At 44.4% G+C, this 18635-nt stretch carries 16 protein-coding genes; 12 read left to right on the top strand and 4 right to left on the bottom strand.

The window, feature by feature from the left end; translation table 11 throughout:
* Positions 1 to 118: 118 nt before the first annotated feature.
* Together R1T43_RS19130 and R1T43_RS19125 are read left to right on the top strand one after the other, a co-directional pair.
* Positions 119 to 2173 (top strand): TonB-dependent receptor, encoded by a 2055-nt coding sequence (locus tag R1T43_RS19130; protein ID WP_317351096.1) that lies wholly within the window; start codon positions 119 to 121, stop codon positions 2171 to 2173.
* 18 nt (positions 2174 to 2191) lie between these two features.
* Positions 2192 to 3367: a PepSY-associated TM helix domain-containing protein gene (locus R1T43_RS19125; RefSeq protein WP_317351094.1), complete on the top strand. Its 1176-nt coding sequence runs from the start codon at positions 2192 to 2194 to the stop codon at positions 3365 to 3367.
* Positions 3368 to 3516: 149 nt separating this feature from the next.
* Here the strand turns inward: R1T43_RS19125 and R1T43_RS19120 are convergent, their stop codons facing one another.
* Positions 3517 to 4974: a sensor histidine kinase gene (locus R1T43_RS19120; protein ID WP_317351092.1), complete on the bottom strand. Its 1458-nt coding sequence runs from the start codon at positions 4972 to 4974 to the stop codon at positions 3517 to 3519.
* The gene (locus R1T43_RS19115) at positions 4971 to 5660 is read right to left on the bottom strand and encodes a response regulator transcription factor (RefSeq protein ID WP_211069060.1); all 690 of its coding nucleotides are present in this window, start codon (positions 5658 to 5660) and stop codon (positions 4971 to 4973) included. Before R1T43_RS19115 ends, R1T43_RS19120 begins: the two co-directional genes overlap by 4 nt.
* A gap of 175 nt (positions 5661 to 5835) precedes the next feature.
* Here R1T43_RS19115 and R1T43_RS19110 point away from each other — a divergent pair, with 175 nt between their 5' ends.
* From R1T43_RS19110 to R1T43_RS19065, 10 genes are all read left to right on the top strand, one after another.
* Positions 5836 to 6573: an META domain-containing protein gene (locus R1T43_RS19110; RefSeq protein WP_317351089.1), complete on the top strand. Its 738-nt coding sequence runs from the start codon at positions 5836 to 5838 to the stop codon at positions 6571 to 6573.
* 290 nt (positions 6574 to 6863) lie between these two features.
* The gene (locus tag R1T43_RS19105) at positions 6864 to 8051 is read left to right on the top strand and encodes a methyl-accepting chemotaxis protein (RefSeq protein WP_317351087.1); all 1188 of its coding nucleotides are present in this window, start codon (positions 6864 to 6866) and stop codon (positions 8049 to 8051) included.
* A gap of 59 nt (positions 8052 to 8110) precedes the next feature.
* Positions 8111 to 8476: a response regulator gene (locus R1T43_RS19100; protein ID WP_013785776.1), complete on the top strand. Its 366-nt coding sequence runs from the start codon at positions 8111 to 8113 to the stop codon at positions 8474 to 8476.
* 36 nt (positions 8477 to 8512) lie between these two features.
* On the top strand, positions 8513 to 10654 hold the full coding sequence (locus tag R1T43_RS19095) for a chemotaxis protein CheW (protein ID WP_317351084.1): 2142 nt from the start codon (positions 8513 to 8515) through the stop codon (positions 10652 to 10654).
* Positions 10651 to 11154, top strand: a complete 504-nt coding sequence (locus R1T43_RS19090; protein ID WP_317351082.1) for a chemotaxis protein CheW — start codon at positions 10651 to 10653, stop codon at positions 11152 to 11154. Before R1T43_RS19095 ends, R1T43_RS19090 begins: the two co-directional genes overlap by 4 nt.
* A gap of 51 nt (positions 11155 to 11205) precedes the next feature.
* Positions 11206 to 13746, top strand: coding sequence for a methyl-accepting chemotaxis protein (locus tag R1T43_RS19085; protein WP_317351080.1), 2541 nt, complete (start codon positions 11206 to 11208; stop codon positions 13744 to 13746).
* A gap of 3 nt (positions 13747 to 13749) precedes the next feature.
* Positions 13750 to 14580, top strand: coding sequence for a CheR family methyltransferase (locus R1T43_RS19080; protein ID WP_317351078.1), 831 nt, complete (start codon positions 13750 to 13752; stop codon positions 14578 to 14580).
* A 14-nt stretch (positions 14581 to 14594) separates the two neighbouring features.
* The gene (gene cheD / locus R1T43_RS19075; protein ID WP_317351076.1) at positions 14595 to 15227 is read left to right on the top strand and encodes a chemoreceptor glutamine deamidase CheD; all 633 of its coding nucleotides are present in this window, start codon (positions 14595 to 14597) and stop codon (positions 15225 to 15227) included.
* Positions 15199 to 16245, top strand: a complete 1047-nt coding sequence (locus R1T43_RS19070) for a chemotaxis response regulator protein-glutamate methylesterase (protein WP_317351074.1) — start codon at positions 15199 to 15201, stop codon at positions 16243 to 16245. The genes cheD and R1T43_RS19070 overlap by 29 nt, the downstream gene beginning before the upstream one ends.
* 412 nt (positions 16246 to 16657) lie before the next feature.
* Positions 16658 to 16921, top strand: a complete 264-nt coding sequence (locus R1T43_RS19065) for a hypothetical protein (RefSeq protein ID WP_317351073.1) — start codon at positions 16658 to 16660, stop codon at positions 16919 to 16921.
* A 31-nt stretch (positions 16922 to 16952) separates the two neighbouring features.
* Here R1T43_RS19065 and R1T43_RS19060 read toward each other — a convergent pair whose 3' ends face one another.
* Complete coding sequence (locus R1T43_RS19060) at positions 16953 to 17633, bottom strand: haloacid dehalogenase type II (protein ID WP_317351071.1); 681 nt, start codon at positions 17631 to 17633, stop codon at positions 16953 to 16955.
* A gap of 17 nt (positions 17634 to 17650) precedes the next feature.
* The gene (gene htpX, locus R1T43_RS19055; protein ID WP_317351068.1) at positions 17651 to 18535 is read right to left on the bottom strand and encodes a protease HtpX; all 885 of its coding nucleotides are present in this window, start codon (positions 18533 to 18535) and stop codon (positions 17651 to 17653) included.
* Between the last annotated feature and the right edge of the window lie 100 nt (positions 18536 to 18635).

The following is an 18635-nucleotide window of genomic DNA, read 5'->3' as shown; positions in this document are numbered from 1 at the left end:
TCTTTCAAACTCCCTCTTAGTTCAAAATGTAACAATTGTAAAAACACTACCTTTTCAAGGCGAAGTAAATGAGAATGTTTCTTATTAAGAATAACTAAACATTTAATTGGAGCTTTCTTTGAAAAAACGAGTGTTCATTGGTGCGGTTTGCACTCTATCTAGCGCGTTTTCCTATGCCCAGGTACAAGCAGTTGATGAAGCTAAGCCTGTCGAAACAGCCGCTGTTGAAAAAATCTCGGTAGTAGGCGCTACAACAAACTTAAGCATTACTGCTGAAGACATCGAGCAATACCAAGCTAATGATCTCGCTGATATATTTCGCAACTCGCCTTCCATTAGTGTTGGTGGTTCGGTTGGCGTGGCGCAAAAGATATATATCCGTGGCCTGGAAGACGCGTACTTAAATGTTACTGTTGATGGTGCGCAGCAAACTTCAACCCTATTTCATCATATTGGCCGTGTCACCATCGATCCAGATTTACTCCAGCAAATTGATGTGCAGGCTGGTGCTGGTGAAGCAACCAGTGGCCCTGGTGCTATTGGTGGTTCAATCCGCTTTAAAACCAAAGATGCTGACGACCTTTTAGCTGAAGGTGAGCAATTTGGTGGCCGTGTTAAAGCAAGTTACTTTTCGAATGACGGTACACGCTATAGCGGTAGTTTATACGGAAAACTAAGTGATACATGGGGCGTGCTTGGTTATTACAGCACGGTAGATCGCGACAATATGGAAGATGGCGACGGAAACGAAATTTACGGCACAGCAGCCGATCAAGACATGTTGTTCCTTAAAGCCAGTGGTGATATTGCAGAAAACCACTATTTGTCGCTAAGTGTTGAACAACGTGACGAAGAGGGTGAGTTTTCTGCCCGCCCTAACTGGGTAGTATTGGAAGGCGCAGCGCTTTACCCAAGTGAAGCACAGCGTGATACCTATGTGGCAAACTACCGTTTCGCCCACAGCGATATGGTGTACTTAGAAGCCACCGCCTATCAAACCGAGTCTTCATTTCAAGGTGGTCGTTTTAATTGGTTAGCTGAAATAGACACTTACGGTTTTGATATTCGCAATACCAGCGAAACAGCAAATCATAAGTTTGTATACGGTGTAGATTACCGCAGCGATGAAGTGAATAGCGGCCCCGCAGCAGGAGCGGTAGAGAACGCGGAAGAAAGCAGCGTTATGGGCATCTACGCTCAAGGTTATAGCGACATTACCCCTGAACTATTGCTTAGCTATGGTGTGCGCTACGACGACTATGATTTCCAGCAACGCATTTTGCTTGAAGAGTATTACGGTACCCCAGTTACCGACAGCGAAGCTTCACTAGACGACTCTGAATTAAGCTTCAATATTGGTGTTGCTTATCAGCTTACCGAAGCTTGGACCTTAGGGCTAGGTTATGCCGAAGCCGCTAGAGGAAAAGAGATTGGCGATGGTTTCACGATCGACGGTTACCTTTATGATGGCTCAGATATTCCAGTAGTTGCTGATGATTTGGTACCAGAAACGGTACAAAACATTGAAGCTTCAATTGAATACAGCGCTAACAACTTAAATGCGAGATTAAGCGTTTATAACTCAACCCTAGATGATGTGATTTTTGAAGGTTACGAAGGTAATTCTGTTTTCAATAACATTGGTACTGTAGAAAGCAGCGGTATTGAATTCGACCTTGCCTATCGCGTAGATTCATTCGACTTTTTCTTTGGTTTCTCAACTGCTGATAGTGAACTTGACCCAAGAGAGGGTATTTACAACGTAGATTATTCATCTATTGATTTGAACGGTTATGAATTTGTGGGCTTAGGTAATAGCCGCGGCGATACTTTAGTGGTTGGCGTAGATTACACGGTTAACGCCGATATTAGCGTTGGTACAAGTATTAGGCAGGTTAGATCTCGAGATATTGATACTTTGCACCAAGCAGTTGATTTGGGTTGGACAGATAGTTTGTATACCCTAAACAAACCCAGTTACACCTTGGTTGATATCTATGGTGAGTGGCAGGCTACAAGCAACATACTTGTTAACTTAGCGGTATCAAACTTGTTTGACGAGTACTACATCGATCATTCAAGTGTGGGTGATTACAGCGAAGTATTTGCTACTGTCATCGGCCCTCATGAAGCCGGTAGAGATATCAGGCTATCAGTGACGTATAATTTTTAGCGCTAGGTCACTAACGCTATGAGCGCTAAAACGATAAAAAAGTGGGTTTTTTGGACCCACCTTATTGCCGGCTTAATTGCCGGCATATTTGTTTTGTGTATGTCCTTTACGGGCGTATTACTGACTTATGAACGGCAAATCGTAGAATTCAGTGAAAGGCTATACGACGTAGAAGTTAGCACTAAAGGAGATTCAGCCAGCCAAACCAAACCGACAGACCGCACTCGTATTAGCACCGATGAAGTGGTGTCTATTTTGCAAACGCTTAAGCCTAATGAACCACATATTTATGTTCGTTGGGTAAACCGAGAAGGCGCGGCTATTCCTGCATGGGCGGGGCGGCACAGCTTTTTGCTACACCCTTATACTGGCGAGGTGCTTCGAGAAGGCCAGGACGTGGTGGGTGAATTTTTTCATGTAGTCACCGACTTTCATCGCTATTTATCTCTTGCGGGCGATTATCGCGTAATAGGCAAGAACATCACGGCTTATGCCAATCTTATGTTTATCTTTTTGATCGTAAGTGGCCTTTATTTATGGCTACCCAAGCGTTTCAATTTAAGAGCCTTTAAACAGCAAACCCTATTACTCAAAACCTATCAAAATTCACATCATAGAAATCGGCAATGGCATTTCGTCTTCGGTATCTGGTGTTTGATACCGCTGTTTGTTATTGCGTTAACGGCTACTATTTTTCACTTCGATTGGGCCAATAAGGCCATATACGGCGCCTTTGGTGAAAGTGTGCCTGCCCGAGAGCAACATGAGGGAATTACCAGTTTAGCGGCTGACATAGTACCCTACGAAACGCTCTTTAAAGCAGCCCAGCAACACGCCAGTGCGAATGAGTACGAAGACTGGTATTCAATGTGGATGGAAATAGGTGAGCATAAACACGAAGCCCGTTTCTTCATTGATAAAAGCATAGGACATAGGCAAGAGCTCGCTTATTCGCTTTTTTTCGACACCCAAACAGCCGAAGTAACCCAGGTGCTAAGAAAACAAGATTGGTCTCTTGGCGGGCAAGCATGGGGTACGGCACGTTTTTTACATACCGGTGAATACTTCGGGGTTATTGGCCAAACGGTGGCGGGGTTGGTGTCATTACTAGCGTGTGTACTAGTATATACCGGCATTGTATTGGCGTGGCGCCGATTAGTTAGCGAGCCCAAACGGTTGCGCCAATACGATTAGTTGAAACGGTTAATCAAAACGGTTAGTCAAAATGAGAGTTCCCATCGCCGAGTTAGAAGTTCAAGGGTAGCCCGTAGCTTAAGCATAGCCCGTGGTTTAAACATAGCCCGTAGTTAAAGAGTAGGTCGTTCAATGGGTACTCGTGAACGTTAAAGAGCAGTGGCCGAAGAGCGAGGTAATTCAATTTGAATTTTTAGCCCGCTGCGCTGCGTGTTTTTGTCGTTATGGCTCTGGGGAGTGTTGTTATAGCCACTGGCGTCTTCCTTATAGCTCTGTGCATCATGAGTATAGTTTTGAGCTTTGATACTGCCGCCTACGGCTTCAATTTGCCGGTGGGCTAAGGCCAAACCTAAACCAAAGCCAGTGCTTTGTGATGTATCTATTCGTTCGCCTATAGATGCCCTGGCTTTATCTACCCGAAAGAATGGCTTAAAAATGTCCCCAAGCATATGTTCAGGCACGCCAGGGCCATTGTCTTTCACACATAGCCGATAACCCTGCTCGGTGATGGCGAGCAGTACTTCTACTTCTGATTTTTCAGGCGTATAGCGTAATGCGTTACGAATAATATTCTCTATTGCTTGGCCCAATGCTATTTGGCTGCTTTGGGTTAACGGCGCTTTTTCTGGCAGCGTGCTAACAAGGTTTTTGTCAGGGTATTCGAATCGGGCGTCTTCGCAAATAACCTGTATTAATTCCACCAAATCAAAATCATCAGTATTTAGCTGTGGAGATTCAGTGTTTAACCACGCAAGAGTAAGGGTATCTTCAACTAAGTTGCGCATGGTAGAAGCTTCGTAGCGAAGTCGCGCTAATGCTTGTTGCGGGTTAATTTGTTGCTCTACAAAATCAACCGCCATATCTATCCGCGTTAGCGGTGTGCGTAACTCATGAGATAAATCTGCCAGTAACTGGCGTTGATTATAAATAAGCTTGCTGGTTCTATCGGCCATTTTATCGAAAGTAACGGCTAAGCGGGTAAGTTCGTCATTACGCTCAAGCAGCGACGCATTGGTTCTTACATCATAGTGACCCGCACTGAAGGATTTGGTGACGTTCTCCAGCTTTCTTAACGGCGACATTACGTGGCGGTATAACACCAAACTCAATATGCAGAGTAATATTAGCGGCAGCGCAATCTGTAGTAAGGCATTGGCGTACAGCAACATTGCACCGGGGCGCATACGCTGAGGCAGTTCAATTAATAAGTGTGTGCTCGCATCGGCAAAGGGCAATTCCATCACGGGGTTTTGCTGAAAATATAAGTGTATTTTCCACTCCACACTTCTGCCATATTGAAAGCGGTCGAAAAAGGGTTTGTAGATAGTGGAATCGGCCAGGGGAGTTATATCTGAACTAACTACACCTACCCAGGTTTGCTCTTTTTCTTGAAGCATCTTAAGCCAAGCAGATAGGGCTTCTTCACCTTCATTTTTCCAAATTTCATCGGCTTCTTTTCCGTAATCTAGCAATTGTTGCTGATGCTCTTGTGCAATAAAGCTCATGCTAGATTCGGTATGATTAGTTAACCAGTCTATGGCCCAAAAAAGCAGTACGGTACCTACGCCAATTACAGTACACATACGCCAAAACAGGGTGTATTTCATGAGAAGCGATAGCCTTTGCCATGCAAGGTAGAAAGTCTTTCTGGCGGCATACCTGCTTCTACTAGCTTTTTACGTACACGGCTAATGTGCATGTCTAAACTTCTATCATAACGACTAAAAGGCCGGTTAAGCACGCTTTGATATAAGAAGGCTTTGGTCATCACTTCATGGTGGTTTTCTAATAGCACCCAAAGTAACTTAAATTGAATAGGAGTGAGTTCAACGCCGTTCCCTGAAAAGCGAACATCTTGCTTAATTCGGTTTAGTTGAAGCGCATCAATGATTAACTGTGAAGCTTGTTTTGGGGGAGTTGTGTCTCGCTGGCTACGGCGCAACAGAGCCTCTATTCTAAGCATCATTTCGGTGAAATTAAATGGCTTAGGTAAGTAATCATCAGCGCCTTTTCTATAGCCTTCAATGCGCTCTTGTTCTGCACCACTGGCGGTAATCATCATCACAGGAGTGTGCTTAACTTTTCGAATTTGATTCAAAACTGCCAAGCCATTGAGCGAAGGCAGTAAGATATCGAGTAGAATGAGATCGAAGCTTTCCTGCAACGCCGTTAATAAGCCTTTCTGGCCATCTAAGCACTGCGTAGTGGTAAACCCTTTTTCTTTTAGCAGCCTAGCTACCTGATCGCTAAGGGTTATATCGTCTTCTATTATTAAAATGCGAGCGGCAGACATAATAAGTACCAAAGTTGTGAGTCTACATGCTATTGATAATTGTTCTTATTTGCAAGTTGGTTGAGGTATCGCTTCCAAACATTGAGCATATTTGCTACTTTCAGCTCACGTTACGCAATATTGTACACTCGTACTTTTATCTTTTATCTTCATCTTAAAACGGCAAGGACTAGTAATGCCCTCTCATTTTCGTAATTCACTTTTTATTGTCTTGAGCTTACTTTTTACCGTTGCTGGCTGCAGTAATAGCCCTACGCAAACGTCAAGCGACGGGACTTCAATGACCGACGACGAATCTGCAATTACCCTAACCGGTACTTGGCAAGTGGAAAGCATCGACATGGGCGGCATTATCGATAGCAGCATGATGACTGTGGAGTTGGTAACGAAAAATCGAATTTCAGGCTTTACTGGCTGTAACCAATTTTCGGGCATACTTAATTTAAAACCGGGCGAATTAGCAGAAGGTGAGTTTGCAACGTCTAAATTGGTAACGACGCGCCGCGCATGTGTAGGTGCCATGTCAGCGCAAGAGCAGCGCTTTGTGAAAGCCCTAGAAATGGCAAGTCGTTACGAAATTCAAAAGGGCACTTGGTTGGTTATTTATGATAACGCCGGTAAACAAAGGCTTAAGTTAATAAGAATGTCAGCACAAGACACTGCGAAGAATGAAAAAATGGATGCGGCAACCACGGGAACGCATCAGTTTAATTGTGCAACCGCAGGAAACATTGTGGTGCGCTTTTTAAGCCCAGAAACAATCAAGCTATCTGAAAAAGGTAATATTCATATATTGCAGCGTACGCGTTCAGCCTCAGGGGCGCGTTATATCGGAATGAATACCGAATTTTGGAACAAGGGGAATTCAGCCGTTCTTAGCCTTCAAAACCAATCGTATTCATGCAGTAAGTAATTGAACTAGGTTATTTGAGTTCATATCCACAGGTTACATCTAGAGTTCGCCGACTTTCATAGGTTTTTTTGCACATATAGCAGTTTTTCGCATCTCGTTACTTGCCAACTTTCCAAATTGGGTACTACGCTTAGTCCATATTGTAATCAACATTGACTAACGCGTTGCCTACTTACTCCTTATCAAATTAAGAGTAAGTACCTTTATGACATTGAACACACGTCATGCATATTTCACTCGGTTAAATCTGGAGTGATGAAGGAGTAGTGGCAGGGTATAAGGAGATCCTTTTGCATTCAAACGTGGAAAGTTCATCTACACAATCAGAAAGTAGCACTAATATTTATTTAGTAGGCGCAGTGGCAGGGCTATTGGCGTCTTGGGCGCTGTTCTTTTTTGGCTCAGCGCTTTTCGGCTTCATTTTGCTTACGGTGGTGCTAATAGGATTTGTCGCTTACGCATCAAGTAAGAGCAAATCGTCTGATGCCAATTCCTCTATTGAAGAAACACATTCCGGCACAGCTCATGTGGAAGATCATATTGCATTAGCAGGGGGAGAAATTGCTCACTCGCTATCAATATGTGAGGGAAACCTGTCTTCTATTAAAACAACCCAAGATGATGCGGTTGTTACCCTTAGCCAAGCCTTTACCAGCTTAAAAGACCTAGTGGCAGCACAGGTTAATTGTATTGATGCCCTGCTTAGCGTCGATGCAACAAACCATACCGCTTACTCAGATAAAATGCGCAATTTTGCTCAAGACACCGACAGCACCCTTGTGAGTTTTATCGATTCCACTGAAAAAATGTCGTCTTCAACACAGCATTTAATGAGCCAAGTACAAACCATTCAACAAGCAATGCCTACGGTTATTGATGCGCTTAGTGGAATAGATGATATTTCTGCACAAACTAATTTGTTAGCGCTTAACGCAGCCATTGAAGCAGCGCGAGCGGGTGAAGCTGGAAGAGGCTTTGCCGTGGTGGCCGATGAAGTGCGGGCGCTGTCTACTCGTTCAACCCAGTTCAGTGACGTTATTAAGAAGCAGGTAGAAAATATAAAAGGCTTGGTAGACAAGCTCACCGAAACCGCTGAGTTTGTTGCTTCTCAAGATATTTCCCATGTGGTTGAAGCCAAAGACCATATCAGTAAAGAGCTAAAAGACATTATTCGCAAAGCAGAGTCAGACCAAGTTACCACCAAGCAACTAGAGGGTATTGGACAACAACTAGATGATGCAATAAATAACGCGATAAGAGGTATGCAGTTTGGCGATATAAATGGCCAGCACATTGATTATACGAAAGATATTGTAAAATTTATTATCGAGCGACTCCAACAACTAGAGCCTGAAAATTTGGAGGCTTTTGCTTCTGAATTAAAGGCTTACCAACAAGCACTTGCCCAACGAGGAAAAACCGACCACAACCCGGTTTCTGCAACATCCATGCAGTCCGGAGAGGTAGAGTTATTCTAGGGTACAAAGGATTTTGACATCAAAAGTTATTACTTTTAGGCAGTTAGGGAATAAAAAGTATGAGCAAGCATATTTTAGTAGTCGACGATTCTATATCAATTCGTCAGATGGTAGAGATGACCTTAAAAGGTGCTGGCTACACAGTTACCACCGCACAAGATGGTCAAGAAGCATTAGACAAGTGTAAGTCTCAGCAATTTGGATTTGTATTGACCGATCAAAACATGCCCCGCATGGACGGTTTAACACTTATCAAAAACTTGCGTAGTTTAAGCGGTTTTAATCGCACGCCTATTGTCATGCTCACCACGGAAGCGGGCCCAGAGATGAAAGCCAAAGGGAAAGCGGCGGGCGCTACAGGTTGGATGGTGAAACCTTTCGATCCTAATAAGCTGCTAGATGTGACAAAGCGCGTTTTGGGCTAATCCTCTTCACATCTTACCGGCCTGGAAGGATTCAGAATGAGCATTGATATTGAGCAGTTTCACGGCGTGTTTTTTGACGAGAGCGATGAGCATCTCGACGACATGGAACAACTGCTAATTAGCCTTGATGTAGACTCGCCTGACTCGGAAGAACTAAACAGTATTTTCCGCGCAGCCCATTCTATTAAAGGGGGAAGTGGCATTTTTGGCTTCAATGCCTTAATGAATCTTACCCATGTAATGGAAAACCTGTTAGATAAGGCCCGTAATCAAGAGCTATCTGTTACCACTAATATCGTTAACCTGTTACTAGAAACCCTTGATGTATTAAAAGCGACATTAGCGGCCTATCGCGATCAGGTCGATGTGCCAGAACAAGCTATTGCAGTGAGTATTACCAAGCTGGAAAAAGCGCTAACAGAAACCCAAGATACAGCAGCATCTAATACGCATATTGAGGCTTCTAGCCGTAGCGATGCTAATAACGGTAATGGCAGCTTCGACAGCACTTGTGGTAGCAATAGCAATGATGGAGGCGATGCCAACAGCGACGCGTTTGGTTTTTTTGAAGATGAACCTGACAGCGACGCCTTTGGCTTTTTTGATGACGAGCCTGTCACCGCCGCAGATACCAGCCAGCAAAGCGCGACCAGTGACGATGAGGGGGCGACACAAAATACTGATGGTTTTGGGTTCTTTGATGATATTCCCACCGAACCAATGCCTAGCGCGGAAGATGATGGCTTCGGTTTTTTTGATGAGCCAGAAGTACCCGTAATAACGACGGTAGCCAGTGACGAAAGTTTTGGTTTTTTCGATACCCTAGATATACCTGAGCCAAGTGCAAAAGAGAACGTTTCTGCGGCTACAGCGATGCCCACACCACTTGAACCGCGTTCTTCTGCCCCAGATATCGATGTAAATAAGTCGACTACGCCATCGCCCAATATTTCAAAGTCACCAGCTAGACCAGCAAGAAAAGCGGGTGGCCGAGATAGTGCCTCTATTCGAGTAGACACAGGCAAGATAGACGCCATGGTCAACCTCGTTGGTGAACTTGTTATTACCCAATCTATGTTGTCTCTGATTGGGCAGGAAGTAGATGGGCAGGTAGGCGAGCGTTTGCAAGTGGCGATAGACGAATTGCAGCGCAATACTCGTGAAATTCAAGAGTCGGTAATGTCGGTCAGAATGTTACCACTAACCGCGACATTCAATCGGTTCCCTAGGTTGGTGCGTGATTTAGCTGGCAAGCTAGATAAAAAGGTCGATTTAGTCTTGCAAGGCGCCCACACAGAAATTGACAAAAGCTTGATTGAAAAGTTGGTAGACCCGTTAACGCATTTGGTTAGAAACAGTATCGATCATGGTATTGAATTGCCCGAAAAACGACGTGCTGCGGGTAAGCCAGAGTCGGGCACTGTCATACTAGGCGCTGAGCAAAAAGGCGGCAGTATTATTATTAGCATTATCGATGATGGCGGCGGATTGAATAGAGCCCGCATTTTAGATAAAGCCCGCGCCAATGGATTAGCTGTTAGCGATGAGATGCCAGATAGCGAAGTGTGGCAGCTCATCTTTCAAGCCGGGTTTTCTACTGCCGAAGCGGTAACCGATGTGTCTGGTCGTGGTGTGGGTATGGACGTGGTAAGACGGAATATTGAAGCCATAGGCGGGCGCATTGAAATAGAGTCTTCACTAGGAGAAGGTTCGGGCTTCTTTATACATCTGCCACTCACCCTCGCTATCGTTGATGGAATGTGCGTGACGGTGGGGAATCAGATTTTTGTTATCCCTTTGCTCAACATTGTGGAGTCTTTTCAGCCCACAACCAGTCAGCTTAAAACCTTGGGCAACGATACGGTACTTTATATTCGCGACCAATACTGGCCGCTTGTCCCTCTTCACGATTATATGGATGTAGAAAACGCCAAACGGCAGCCCACAGAAGCCATTGTTGTATTACTCGAAAGCAGTAAAAAGCGCTTTGGGGTGCTGGTAGACGCCTTAGTTGGTCAGCAGCAAGTGGTAATAAAAAGCTTAGAAGATCACTACCGAAAAGTAGCTGGAATTGCAGGCGCTACCATCATGGGCGACGGAAAAGTTGCACTCATTATCGATGCCGACTCTATCGCAACTACTTATACCTCAAGTCAATTAGAGGACATGCTCGCATGAGTGATACCGCATTACATCAAGCTGTTATCGGGGGCGATGACAAAGAATATTTAAGTTTCGTACTTGCCGATGAACACTACGCTTTGGATATTAAAACTGTAAAGGAAATTCGTGGTTACGAGCAAGTCACTAAAATTGCTAATGCACCAGCCTTTATCAAAGGAGTAATCAATTTACGAGGGGACATTGTGCCTATTGTGGATTTACGCCTTAAATTCAATGTTGGCGAAGCCACTTATACCGAATTTACCATCGTGATTATGCTCAATATTCAAGATCGCATTGTAGGTATTGTGGTAGACGGTGTGTCGGATGTTATTCGGCTAATGGAAGAGCAAATTTTAGCGCCGCCTGAATTTGGTGTGGCTTTTGATAGCCGTTACTTACACGGCTTAGCAGATGTAGATGGTCAGATGGTTATTCTGGTGAATATTGAAAGCCTTATCACCAGCGAAGAAATGGGCTTAGTTGCTCCCCCAAGCGTTAACGAAGACGCGTAACAACTAAGACTGCAACGGTAACAAATTTCGCAAATTTAGGATGAACTGGTTATGGGCGTGTTTAACTTTCTCAACAATGACGAGCTTAAAGCTGCACAGCACGAGGCGCAGCTAAAAACGCAAATCCTCGATGCAAGCACCGCAAGTATTATGGTAATTGATAGCGCGGGTAATATTGTGTATCACAACCCTGCTTTTTTAGCGTTGGCGCAGCATTACGCTGATGATTTTACAGTATCTATTCACGGCGGCCATGCTTCTTTGAAGGGGCAAAATTTATCCACGATTGTGAAAGGTAATACCCAGCTGTTGAATCAAATTTTACAGTGTAGCGAAGCAAGCTTTTATGCGCAGTTGGCCGACACTGTGTTTACGTTAAATATTACTGCGCTCAACACATCAAGTTCCAACCCTGCGCAATATGTTGTGCAATGGAACGATAACGAAAACGAAGATCAGCGTACGGGTATGGTCAATGCTATTGACCGAAGCCAAGCTGTTATCCTTTTTTCTCCTGATGGCAGTATAGTCAAAGCGAATGAAAATTTTCTTTCTGCTATGGGGTACTCGCAAAGTGATATTGAAGGTAAACACCATAGCTTGTTTGTTACTCGTGAATACGCCAGTAGCCAAGAATACAAAGACTTTTGGTCTGTATTGCGAAGCGGTGAGGCGCACAGCGGTGAGTTTTGCCGGGTAAATAACAAAGGCGAAGAGGTTTGGATCCAAGCTTCTTACAACCCTATTTTTGACCACAATGGCAAGGTAACCGCTATTGTGAAATTTGCTATTGATATCACCGCTGAGAAAGCACAGAACGCCGATTACCAAGGGCAAATTAACGCTATTAGTAAGTCGCAAGCCGTTATCGAATTCGATATGCAAGGCAATATTCTTACCGCAAATGATAATTTTCTTAGTGTGATGGGGTATTCCTTAGAGGAAGTAAAAGGCAAGCACCACAGTACCTTCGTAGAAAGGGAGGTAAAACTTAGCCCTGAATACGCTGCATTCTGGAAAGATTTGCAAGCGGGTAATTATCGAACCGGTGAATTTAAAAGGTTAGGCAAGGGGGGCAGCGAAATTTGGATCCAAGCTTCTTACAACCCTATATTTGACAGCAATGGGCAACCTTTTAAGGTCGTAAAATTCGCCACCGATATTACTGCGCAAAAAGCTAAAAATGCCTACTTTGAAGGGCAATTAACTGCCATAAGCAAATCCCAAGCTGTTATCGAATTTGATTTAGATGGGGTGATTTTAGACGCCAACAGTAACTTCTTATCGGCACTTGGTTATACCCTGGATGAAGTGAAAGGGAAGCATCACAGCATATTCGTAGATCCTGCTTTTAAAAACAGCCCAGAGTACGCAGCGTTTTGGGAGCAATTACGTAAAGGTATTTACGCCAGTGGCGAGTACAAACGTATTAGCAAACTAGGCAATGCTGTCTATATTCAGGCTTCTTATAACCCCATTCTAGACCAAAATGGTAAACCGTTTAGGGTAGTGAAGTACGCCACGGATATTACGGGGCGTACGTTGACGGTAGACAGCATTAAAACCGTGATGTCTAAGCTTACCGAAGGAGATTTACTGCATAAGATTGAAGAACCTCTAGATGGCGATTTTAAAATACTCGGCGAGTCAATCAATCAGTTCGTGGATGAGCTTCGCGACACTATCGTCAAAATTCATGATGCGGTGGAAACTATTGATACCGCCTCTAATGAAATTGCGACTGGCAACGCCGACTTATCAAGTCGAACTGAGCAGCAAGCGTCTAGCTTAGAAGAAACGGCATCCGCAATGGAAGAGCTAACAGGTACGGTAAAACTGAATGCAGAAAATGCTGACCAAGCGAAGGGCCTTGCCAGCCAAGCGTCTGATGTAGCGTCAGAGGGCGGAAAGGTGATTGAAAAAGTGGTTCATACCATGGGTGAAATTAACGATTCGGCACAGCGCATTTCCGACATTATTGGCGTTATCGACGGTATTGCATTTCAAACCAACATTTTGGCTCTAAATGCAGCGGTAGAAGCTGCACGAGCTGGCGAGCAAGGCCGCGGGTTCGCCGTGGTCGCATCGGAAGTACGCACGTTAGCTCAGCGTTCAGCAGAAGCAGCTAAAGATATTAAAGGTCTTATTTCCACCTCAGTAGAGAAGATCACCAACGGCAATGTGTTGGTAAATAAATCGGGAGAAACCATGGCCGATATCGTGACGGCGATTAAGCGGGTAAACGATATTATGTCAGAAATTGCTGCGGCCAGTTCCGAACAAGCCACTGGTATTCAAGAGGTGAATAACGCTGTCGTACAAATGGATGAAATGACCCAGCAAAATGCAGCGCTCGTAGAAGAGGCGGCGGCTGCCGCAGACAGTATGAGACAACAATCCGGTCAACTTGCACAGCGGGTAGCAGTATTTAAAGTAGGGCAACAAAATTTTAGTTCAGCCTCTGTGCCGTCGAGTGGGATGACGTCGTTTCCTACATCCGCCCCAAGGGCAATAACGGGGCCAGGGCCATCTAAGCCAAGGGTTGCGTTAAACCCAACTTCGCCTGATGACGCAGAGTGGGAGGCCTTTTAGTGTATGACGGAGTTACACGAAGTAGTGGCGCAAAGGGAGTTTGCCTACAGTCGGCGAGACTTCGATATAATCAGGCGTCTACTGTTTGAGCGTGCCGGTATTCGGCTCGCTGATTCTAAAGATGCCATGGTGTATAGCCGTTTAGCGCGGCGTTTACGCATTTTAAAATTAACCCGTTTTAAAGACTACTTGGCAGTGGTGGCTGACAACCATCAAGAGCAAGAGCACTTCGTTAATGCGCTTACTACCAATTTAACCTCATTTTTCAGAGAGCCTCATCATTTCGATGCGCTTTCAACATATTTAAAACAACATCCTAATACCAAACGTATTTGGTGCTCGGCCAGCAGTACGGGGGAAGAGCCTTATTCCATTGCAATGACAGTGGCATCGGTATTTGGCACTTTTACTCCTCCAGTGTCTATCGTTGCTACTGATATCGACAGCCGTGTACTGCAAAAAGCCGCATTAGGGGTTTATAGCGCTAGTGGTATTGAACAGTTACCCCCTGATTATCGCCAACAATTTTTCTATAAAGGCAAAGGCGCGCAGCTAGGAAAAGTGCGAGTGGCTGATGAACTAAGGCGAATGGTGCAGTTTGAAACTCTAAATCTGATGTCGCCCACATGGGACATTGAAAGCCCAATTGATATTATTTTTTGTCGAAACGTCATGATCTACTTCGATCGAGACACGCAGCGCAAAATTTTATCCCGAATGGTTAAGTTAATGACACCTGAGGGAATGTATGTAGCCGGTCATTCTGAAAACTTCACTATGTACCCAGAGTTGGTACGGCCTATGGGTAAAACTATATATCGGCCAGTCATTTAAAAGGAGTTAGCAGTATGAGCCAAGATGAACAACCTATCAGTTACTTCGACAACCGATTTAGAAAAGAAGCCGTTAAATTATTACCAGGGCAGTACGTTGCCACCGCGTCTAACAAGGTATTGGTAACTATTTTAGGTTCCTGCGTGGCCGCGTGTATTTACGATCCAGAAAAAAAGATTGGCGGCATGAATCATTTCATGTTGCCGGAATTGAATTTAGCCAGTGAACTAGACAGCAATCTTGCCTCTAAATATGGTGTGCACGCGATGGATATGCTGATTGAAAAACTCATTACGCTAGGCGCACGAAAGGAAAAGCTGGTGGCCAAAGCTTTCGGCGGCGGCAAAGTGCTGGCGGGGTTTGTACAACAAGATATTGGCAGAATTAACGCCGAGTTTGTTGTTAACTATTTAACGAGAGAAAACATCCCCCTATTAAATAGCGACTTAATGTCAGATTACGCCCGCAAAATATACTTTTTGCCCGATGAAGGTAATGTATATATGAAGCGAATTAGAAACTTTAATAATACCAGTTTGTATGAGCGTGAATCTAACCACCGAGTACTGCTGTCTCAAAAAGCCAATCCCGATGATTTCTCGCTAACGGAGCCTGACAATGCCCATCAAAGTTCTCGTGGTAGATGACTCTGCACTTATCAGGCAGGTGTTATCTGAAATTATTAAAAAAGAAGCTGACATGCTTTTGGTTGGCGCTGCACCCGATGCGTTCGTAGCGAAAAAAATGGTACAAGAGTTTAAGCCTGACGTGATCACCCTTGATATTGAAATGCCTAAGGTGGATGGCCTAAGGTTTTTAGAAGTCATGATGAAAGCATGCCCCACTCCGGTAGTGATGGTGTCGACGTTAACGGAAAAAGGCGCAGATGCAACACTTCGTTCGTTAGAACTTGGCGCAGTAGACTTTGTACCAAAACCCAAGTTAGGTGTGGCTCAAGGTATGGAAGATTATCGCTCGGTAATAACGGAAAAAATCAGAATGGCGGCGCATTCCACACTAAGTGCTCCTACGCAATCACGAGTTTCACAACATGCTGCCATGCGCTATACGGGCAGTGAAAAAGTGATAGGGATAGGGGCGTCTACTGGTGGCACCGAAGCAATTAAAGACGTGCTTATGCATTTTCCCCGTAATGCGCCCGCCACGGTTATTACGCAGCACATGCCGCCGGGCTTCACCACAACCTATGCCCGCAGACTAAATAGCTTGTGTGAAATAGAGGTAAGTGAAGCAAAGGGGGGAGAGCGTTTATTGCCAGGGCATGCCTATTTAGCTCCGGGTGATAAGCATCTTATTGTTGAGCGCAGCGGCGCTGATTATCGCATAGCGCTGCATGATGGTGCTAGGGAGTCGGGGCACAAGCCTTCTGTAGATGTGCTTTTTAATTCATTAGCGACCAATGCAGGTGCCAATGCGGTTGGCGTGCTGCTAACCGGTATGGGCAGAGATGGTGCGAACGGCTTATTGCAAATGAAACAACAAGGAGCCACAACGTTCTGCCAAGATGAAAAAAGCTGTGTTGTGTTTGGAATGCCTAAGGTGGCGATAGAATTAAACGCAGCTTGCCATGTTACGCCGCTCGCTTCGCTAGCAGATGCTATACTTGATACATTAGAGTCGATTGGCGTGGGTACACGGCTTTAATAAGACGGTTGTTTAATTTATGTTGTTACTAAGTTTGCACTTAGCTTGTTAGCTGATTTAATTGATGTTTTAATAAAGCAGATCGGTCGTCACGATAACAATGCTGTTACAGAAAGCTGTTACTGTAACCTCAACTACGGAAGGGTTTTCGTGATTGCTATAATAGACCGATAACCATATAAGAAACATTAGCAACACCCCTAAAAATCATGAGCAATACGAATACATGATGGGGAAATAAAAGGCATAGGACGTTACGATATACCTGAATTTATTATCATTAGGTATAATTCCTAACACCTAAAAAAAAGATCTTAATTGCTATAGTTTCAAAACAAACTCAAGGCATTACATCGCCTTTCTCTACCGAAAATAAATGAGCTTGAACTATATCAGGCCGTTGGGGACATGTATGAAACAGCAAGCTCTAATCGCATCTATCGCAATGGTATTATCATCTGCAGCCTTGGCAAATGAAGGATTTCAGCCTACTGCTAAAGCGTGCGTGAATGTGGGTAAAGAAATTTCACGGGTCAGTGGTGAAATGGATGCAGCTAAATCGGGAATTCAAAAGTCGTGGTTAAAGCGCCAGTTAGGTGCGCTAGAAACAAAGCGCTCATCTTGTTCGACAAATGGGTTTAAAGGCAGACAATTAGTTGCTAAAACTGATAACTAACGCCTGCCACACTTTTTATATCAAGGGTGTTTTATGCACCCTTTTTCATTTCTTGTACAAGCTCAGTTAAGCTTTCCACGTTCAAGTCGGGTGTAAGCCCTAACGGGTACATCATTTTGCCAGGCCTGCTTACAAACGTGGTTTGCATACCTACAGCCTTAGCACCACTCACATCCCACCCGTGCGCCGCTACCATCATGGCATCTTTAGGCTCAACGCCAACCTCTTTGCATGCCCAGCGATAAACGTCTGGATAAGGCTTGTACGTTTTAATTTGTTCTGTGCTTAATACATGTGTAAAGCATTCGCTAATACCCGCAAACTCAAGCTGCGCTTTTAACCCATCAATAGACGAATTTGATAGCGCCACCAAAGGTACGTTTAACGATTGAAGCTTTGACAGTGTGGGCTTTACATCATCATGTGCAGGAAGCTTGGTAATGTGGCTTTTTATAGCGTTAAGGGCTTCATCTTCTGAAACCGTAAAGCCTTTACTATGTGCCACCATCACCAAGGCGGCCGCCCCAATGTTGATAAAATCGTTAAACTGGTTAGACGCAATATCGACAAGAGAGTGATGTAGAAGATTCGCAAACCACAAATCGACTAAGTCTTCATTGCCACCGAGTAATGGTGCTAAGCCATGCTTCATTTCTGCCATATCAAGCAAGGTTTCATTAATATCGAAAAAAAGCGCTTTAGGTGCTGTCATAGTAATCATTCCCTTTATTATTGCGCTTTCGCGCGACGTCTGAGCATATCTATACGTTTATCTAGCGGTGGGTGGCTCATAAATAATTCTGAAAATGCTGACTTGCCTGAAATACCAAAGGCCATCATGGTGCCATCTAACTGGCTTTCACTATTCGATTTTAAACGCGTTAACGCCGCTATCATTTTTTGTCTGCCCACTAATTTGGCTGAACCCGCATCGGCACGATATTCACGCTGACGGGAAAACCACATCACAATTATGCTAGCTAAAACACCAAATAGCATCTCTAGAACAAACACAATGCCATAGTATGCAAAGCCCCCTAATGCGTTTCCTGCGCCATTACTACTGCGGGTAGCATTCGAAATAGCACCCGCAATCACGCGCGCTAAAAAGATAACGAAGGTGTTTACTACACCTTGAATTAACGTAAGGGTAACCATGTCTCCATTAGCAATGTGCGATACTTCGTGAGCAAGCACAGCTTCCGCTTCATCCTCGCTCATGCTATTTAATAAACCACTGCTTACCGCAACTAGGGCATTGTTCTTATTCATACCGGTAGCGAAGGCGTTTATTTCAGGGGAGTCGTAAATTGCTACCTCTGGCATACCAATATTCGCTTTTTTAGCCTGGGCAGACACCATATTAATTAGCCAATGTTCAGTGGGTGTAGTGGGGTTATCAATCACCTGTGCCCCTGTGCTTCGCTTGGCAATCCATTTCGACATTGCTAAAGAGATAAGTGCTCCGCCAAAACCAAAAATGGCAGAAAAAACTAACAAGCCTGTCATGCTGCGGTTATCAATACCAAACGCAGCAAATACAATATTCAGCACCACACCCAGTACTAACACTACGGCTAAGTTGGTGACAAGGAATAAGAAAACCCGTTTCATAATGTGCCTCTACAAAAAGTAAATCGAAACTATGCGATAGGTATATTATGGTGGCAAAATATTGCGCTTCAAAGAGGGGCAATTAAAAAAGCCGATGATA

The organism is Alteromonas sp. CI.11.F.A3, from assembly GCF_032925565.1.
In the GTDB taxonomy this organism is placed as follows: Bacteria; Pseudomonadota; Gammaproteobacteria; order Enterobacterales; family Alteromonadaceae; genus Alteromonas.
The sequence above is the reverse complement of the archived record's forward strand: the minus strand, read 5'-3'. Positions and strand labels throughout refer to the sequence as shown.

What these genes read in the sequence shown, in the direction of transcription:
- R1T43_RS19125 (WP_317351094.1), top strand. Translation starts at nt 2,192, where the DNA reads ATGAGCGCTAAAACGATAAAAAAGTGGGTTTTTTGGACCCACCTTATT.
- R1T43_RS19120 (WP_317351092.1), bottom strand. Translation starts at nt 4,974, where the DNA reads ATGAAATACACCCTGTTTTGGCGTATGTGTACTGTAATTGGCGTAGGT.
- R1T43_RS19115 (WP_211069060.1), bottom strand. Translation starts at nt 5,660, where the DNA reads ATGTCTGCCGCTCGCATTTTAATAATAGAAGACGATATAACCCTTAGC.
- R1T43_RS19110 (WP_317351089.1), top strand. Translation starts at nt 5,836, where the DNA reads ATGCCCTCTCATTTTCGTAATTCACTTTTTATTGTCTTGAGCTTACTT.
- R1T43_RS19100 (WP_013785776.1), top strand. Translation starts at nt 8,111, where the DNA reads ATGAGCAAGCATATTTTAGTAGTCGACGATTCTATATCAATTCGTCAG.
- R1T43_RS19095 (WP_317351084.1), top strand. Translation starts at nt 8,513, where the DNA reads ATGAGCATTGATATTGAGCAGTTTCACGGCGTGTTTTTTGACGAGAGC.
- R1T43_RS19090 (WP_317351082.1), top strand. Translation starts at nt 10,651, where the DNA reads ATGAGTGATACCGCATTACATCAAGCTGTTATCGGGGGCGATGACAAA.
- R1T43_RS19085 (WP_317351080.1), top strand. Translation starts at nt 11,206, where the DNA reads ATGGGCGTGTTTAACTTTCTCAACAATGACGAGCTTAAAGCTGCACAG.
- R1T43_RS19080 (WP_317351078.1), top strand. Translation starts at nt 13,750, where the DNA reads ATGACGGAGTTACACGAAGTAGTGGCGCAAAGGGAGTTTGCCTACAGT.
- cheD (WP_317351076.1), top strand. Translation starts at nt 14,595, where the DNA reads ATGAGCCAAGATGAACAACCTATCAGTTACTTCGACAACCGATTTAGA.
- R1T43_RS19070 (WP_317351074.1), top strand. Translation starts at nt 15,199, where the DNA reads ATGCCCATCAAAGTTCTCGTGGTAGATGACTCTGCACTTATCAGGCAG.
- R1T43_RS19065 (WP_317351073.1), top strand. Translation starts at nt 16,658, where the DNA reads ATGAAACAGCAAGCTCTAATCGCATCTATCGCAATGGTATTATCATCT.
- R1T43_RS19060 (WP_317351071.1), bottom strand. Translation starts at nt 17,633, where the DNA reads ATGACAGCACCTAAAGCGCTTTTTTTCGATATTAATGAAACCTTGCTT.
- htpX (WP_317351068.1), bottom strand. Translation starts at nt 18,535, where the DNA reads ATGAAACGGGTTTTCTTATTCCTTGTCACCAACTTAGCCGTAGTGTTA.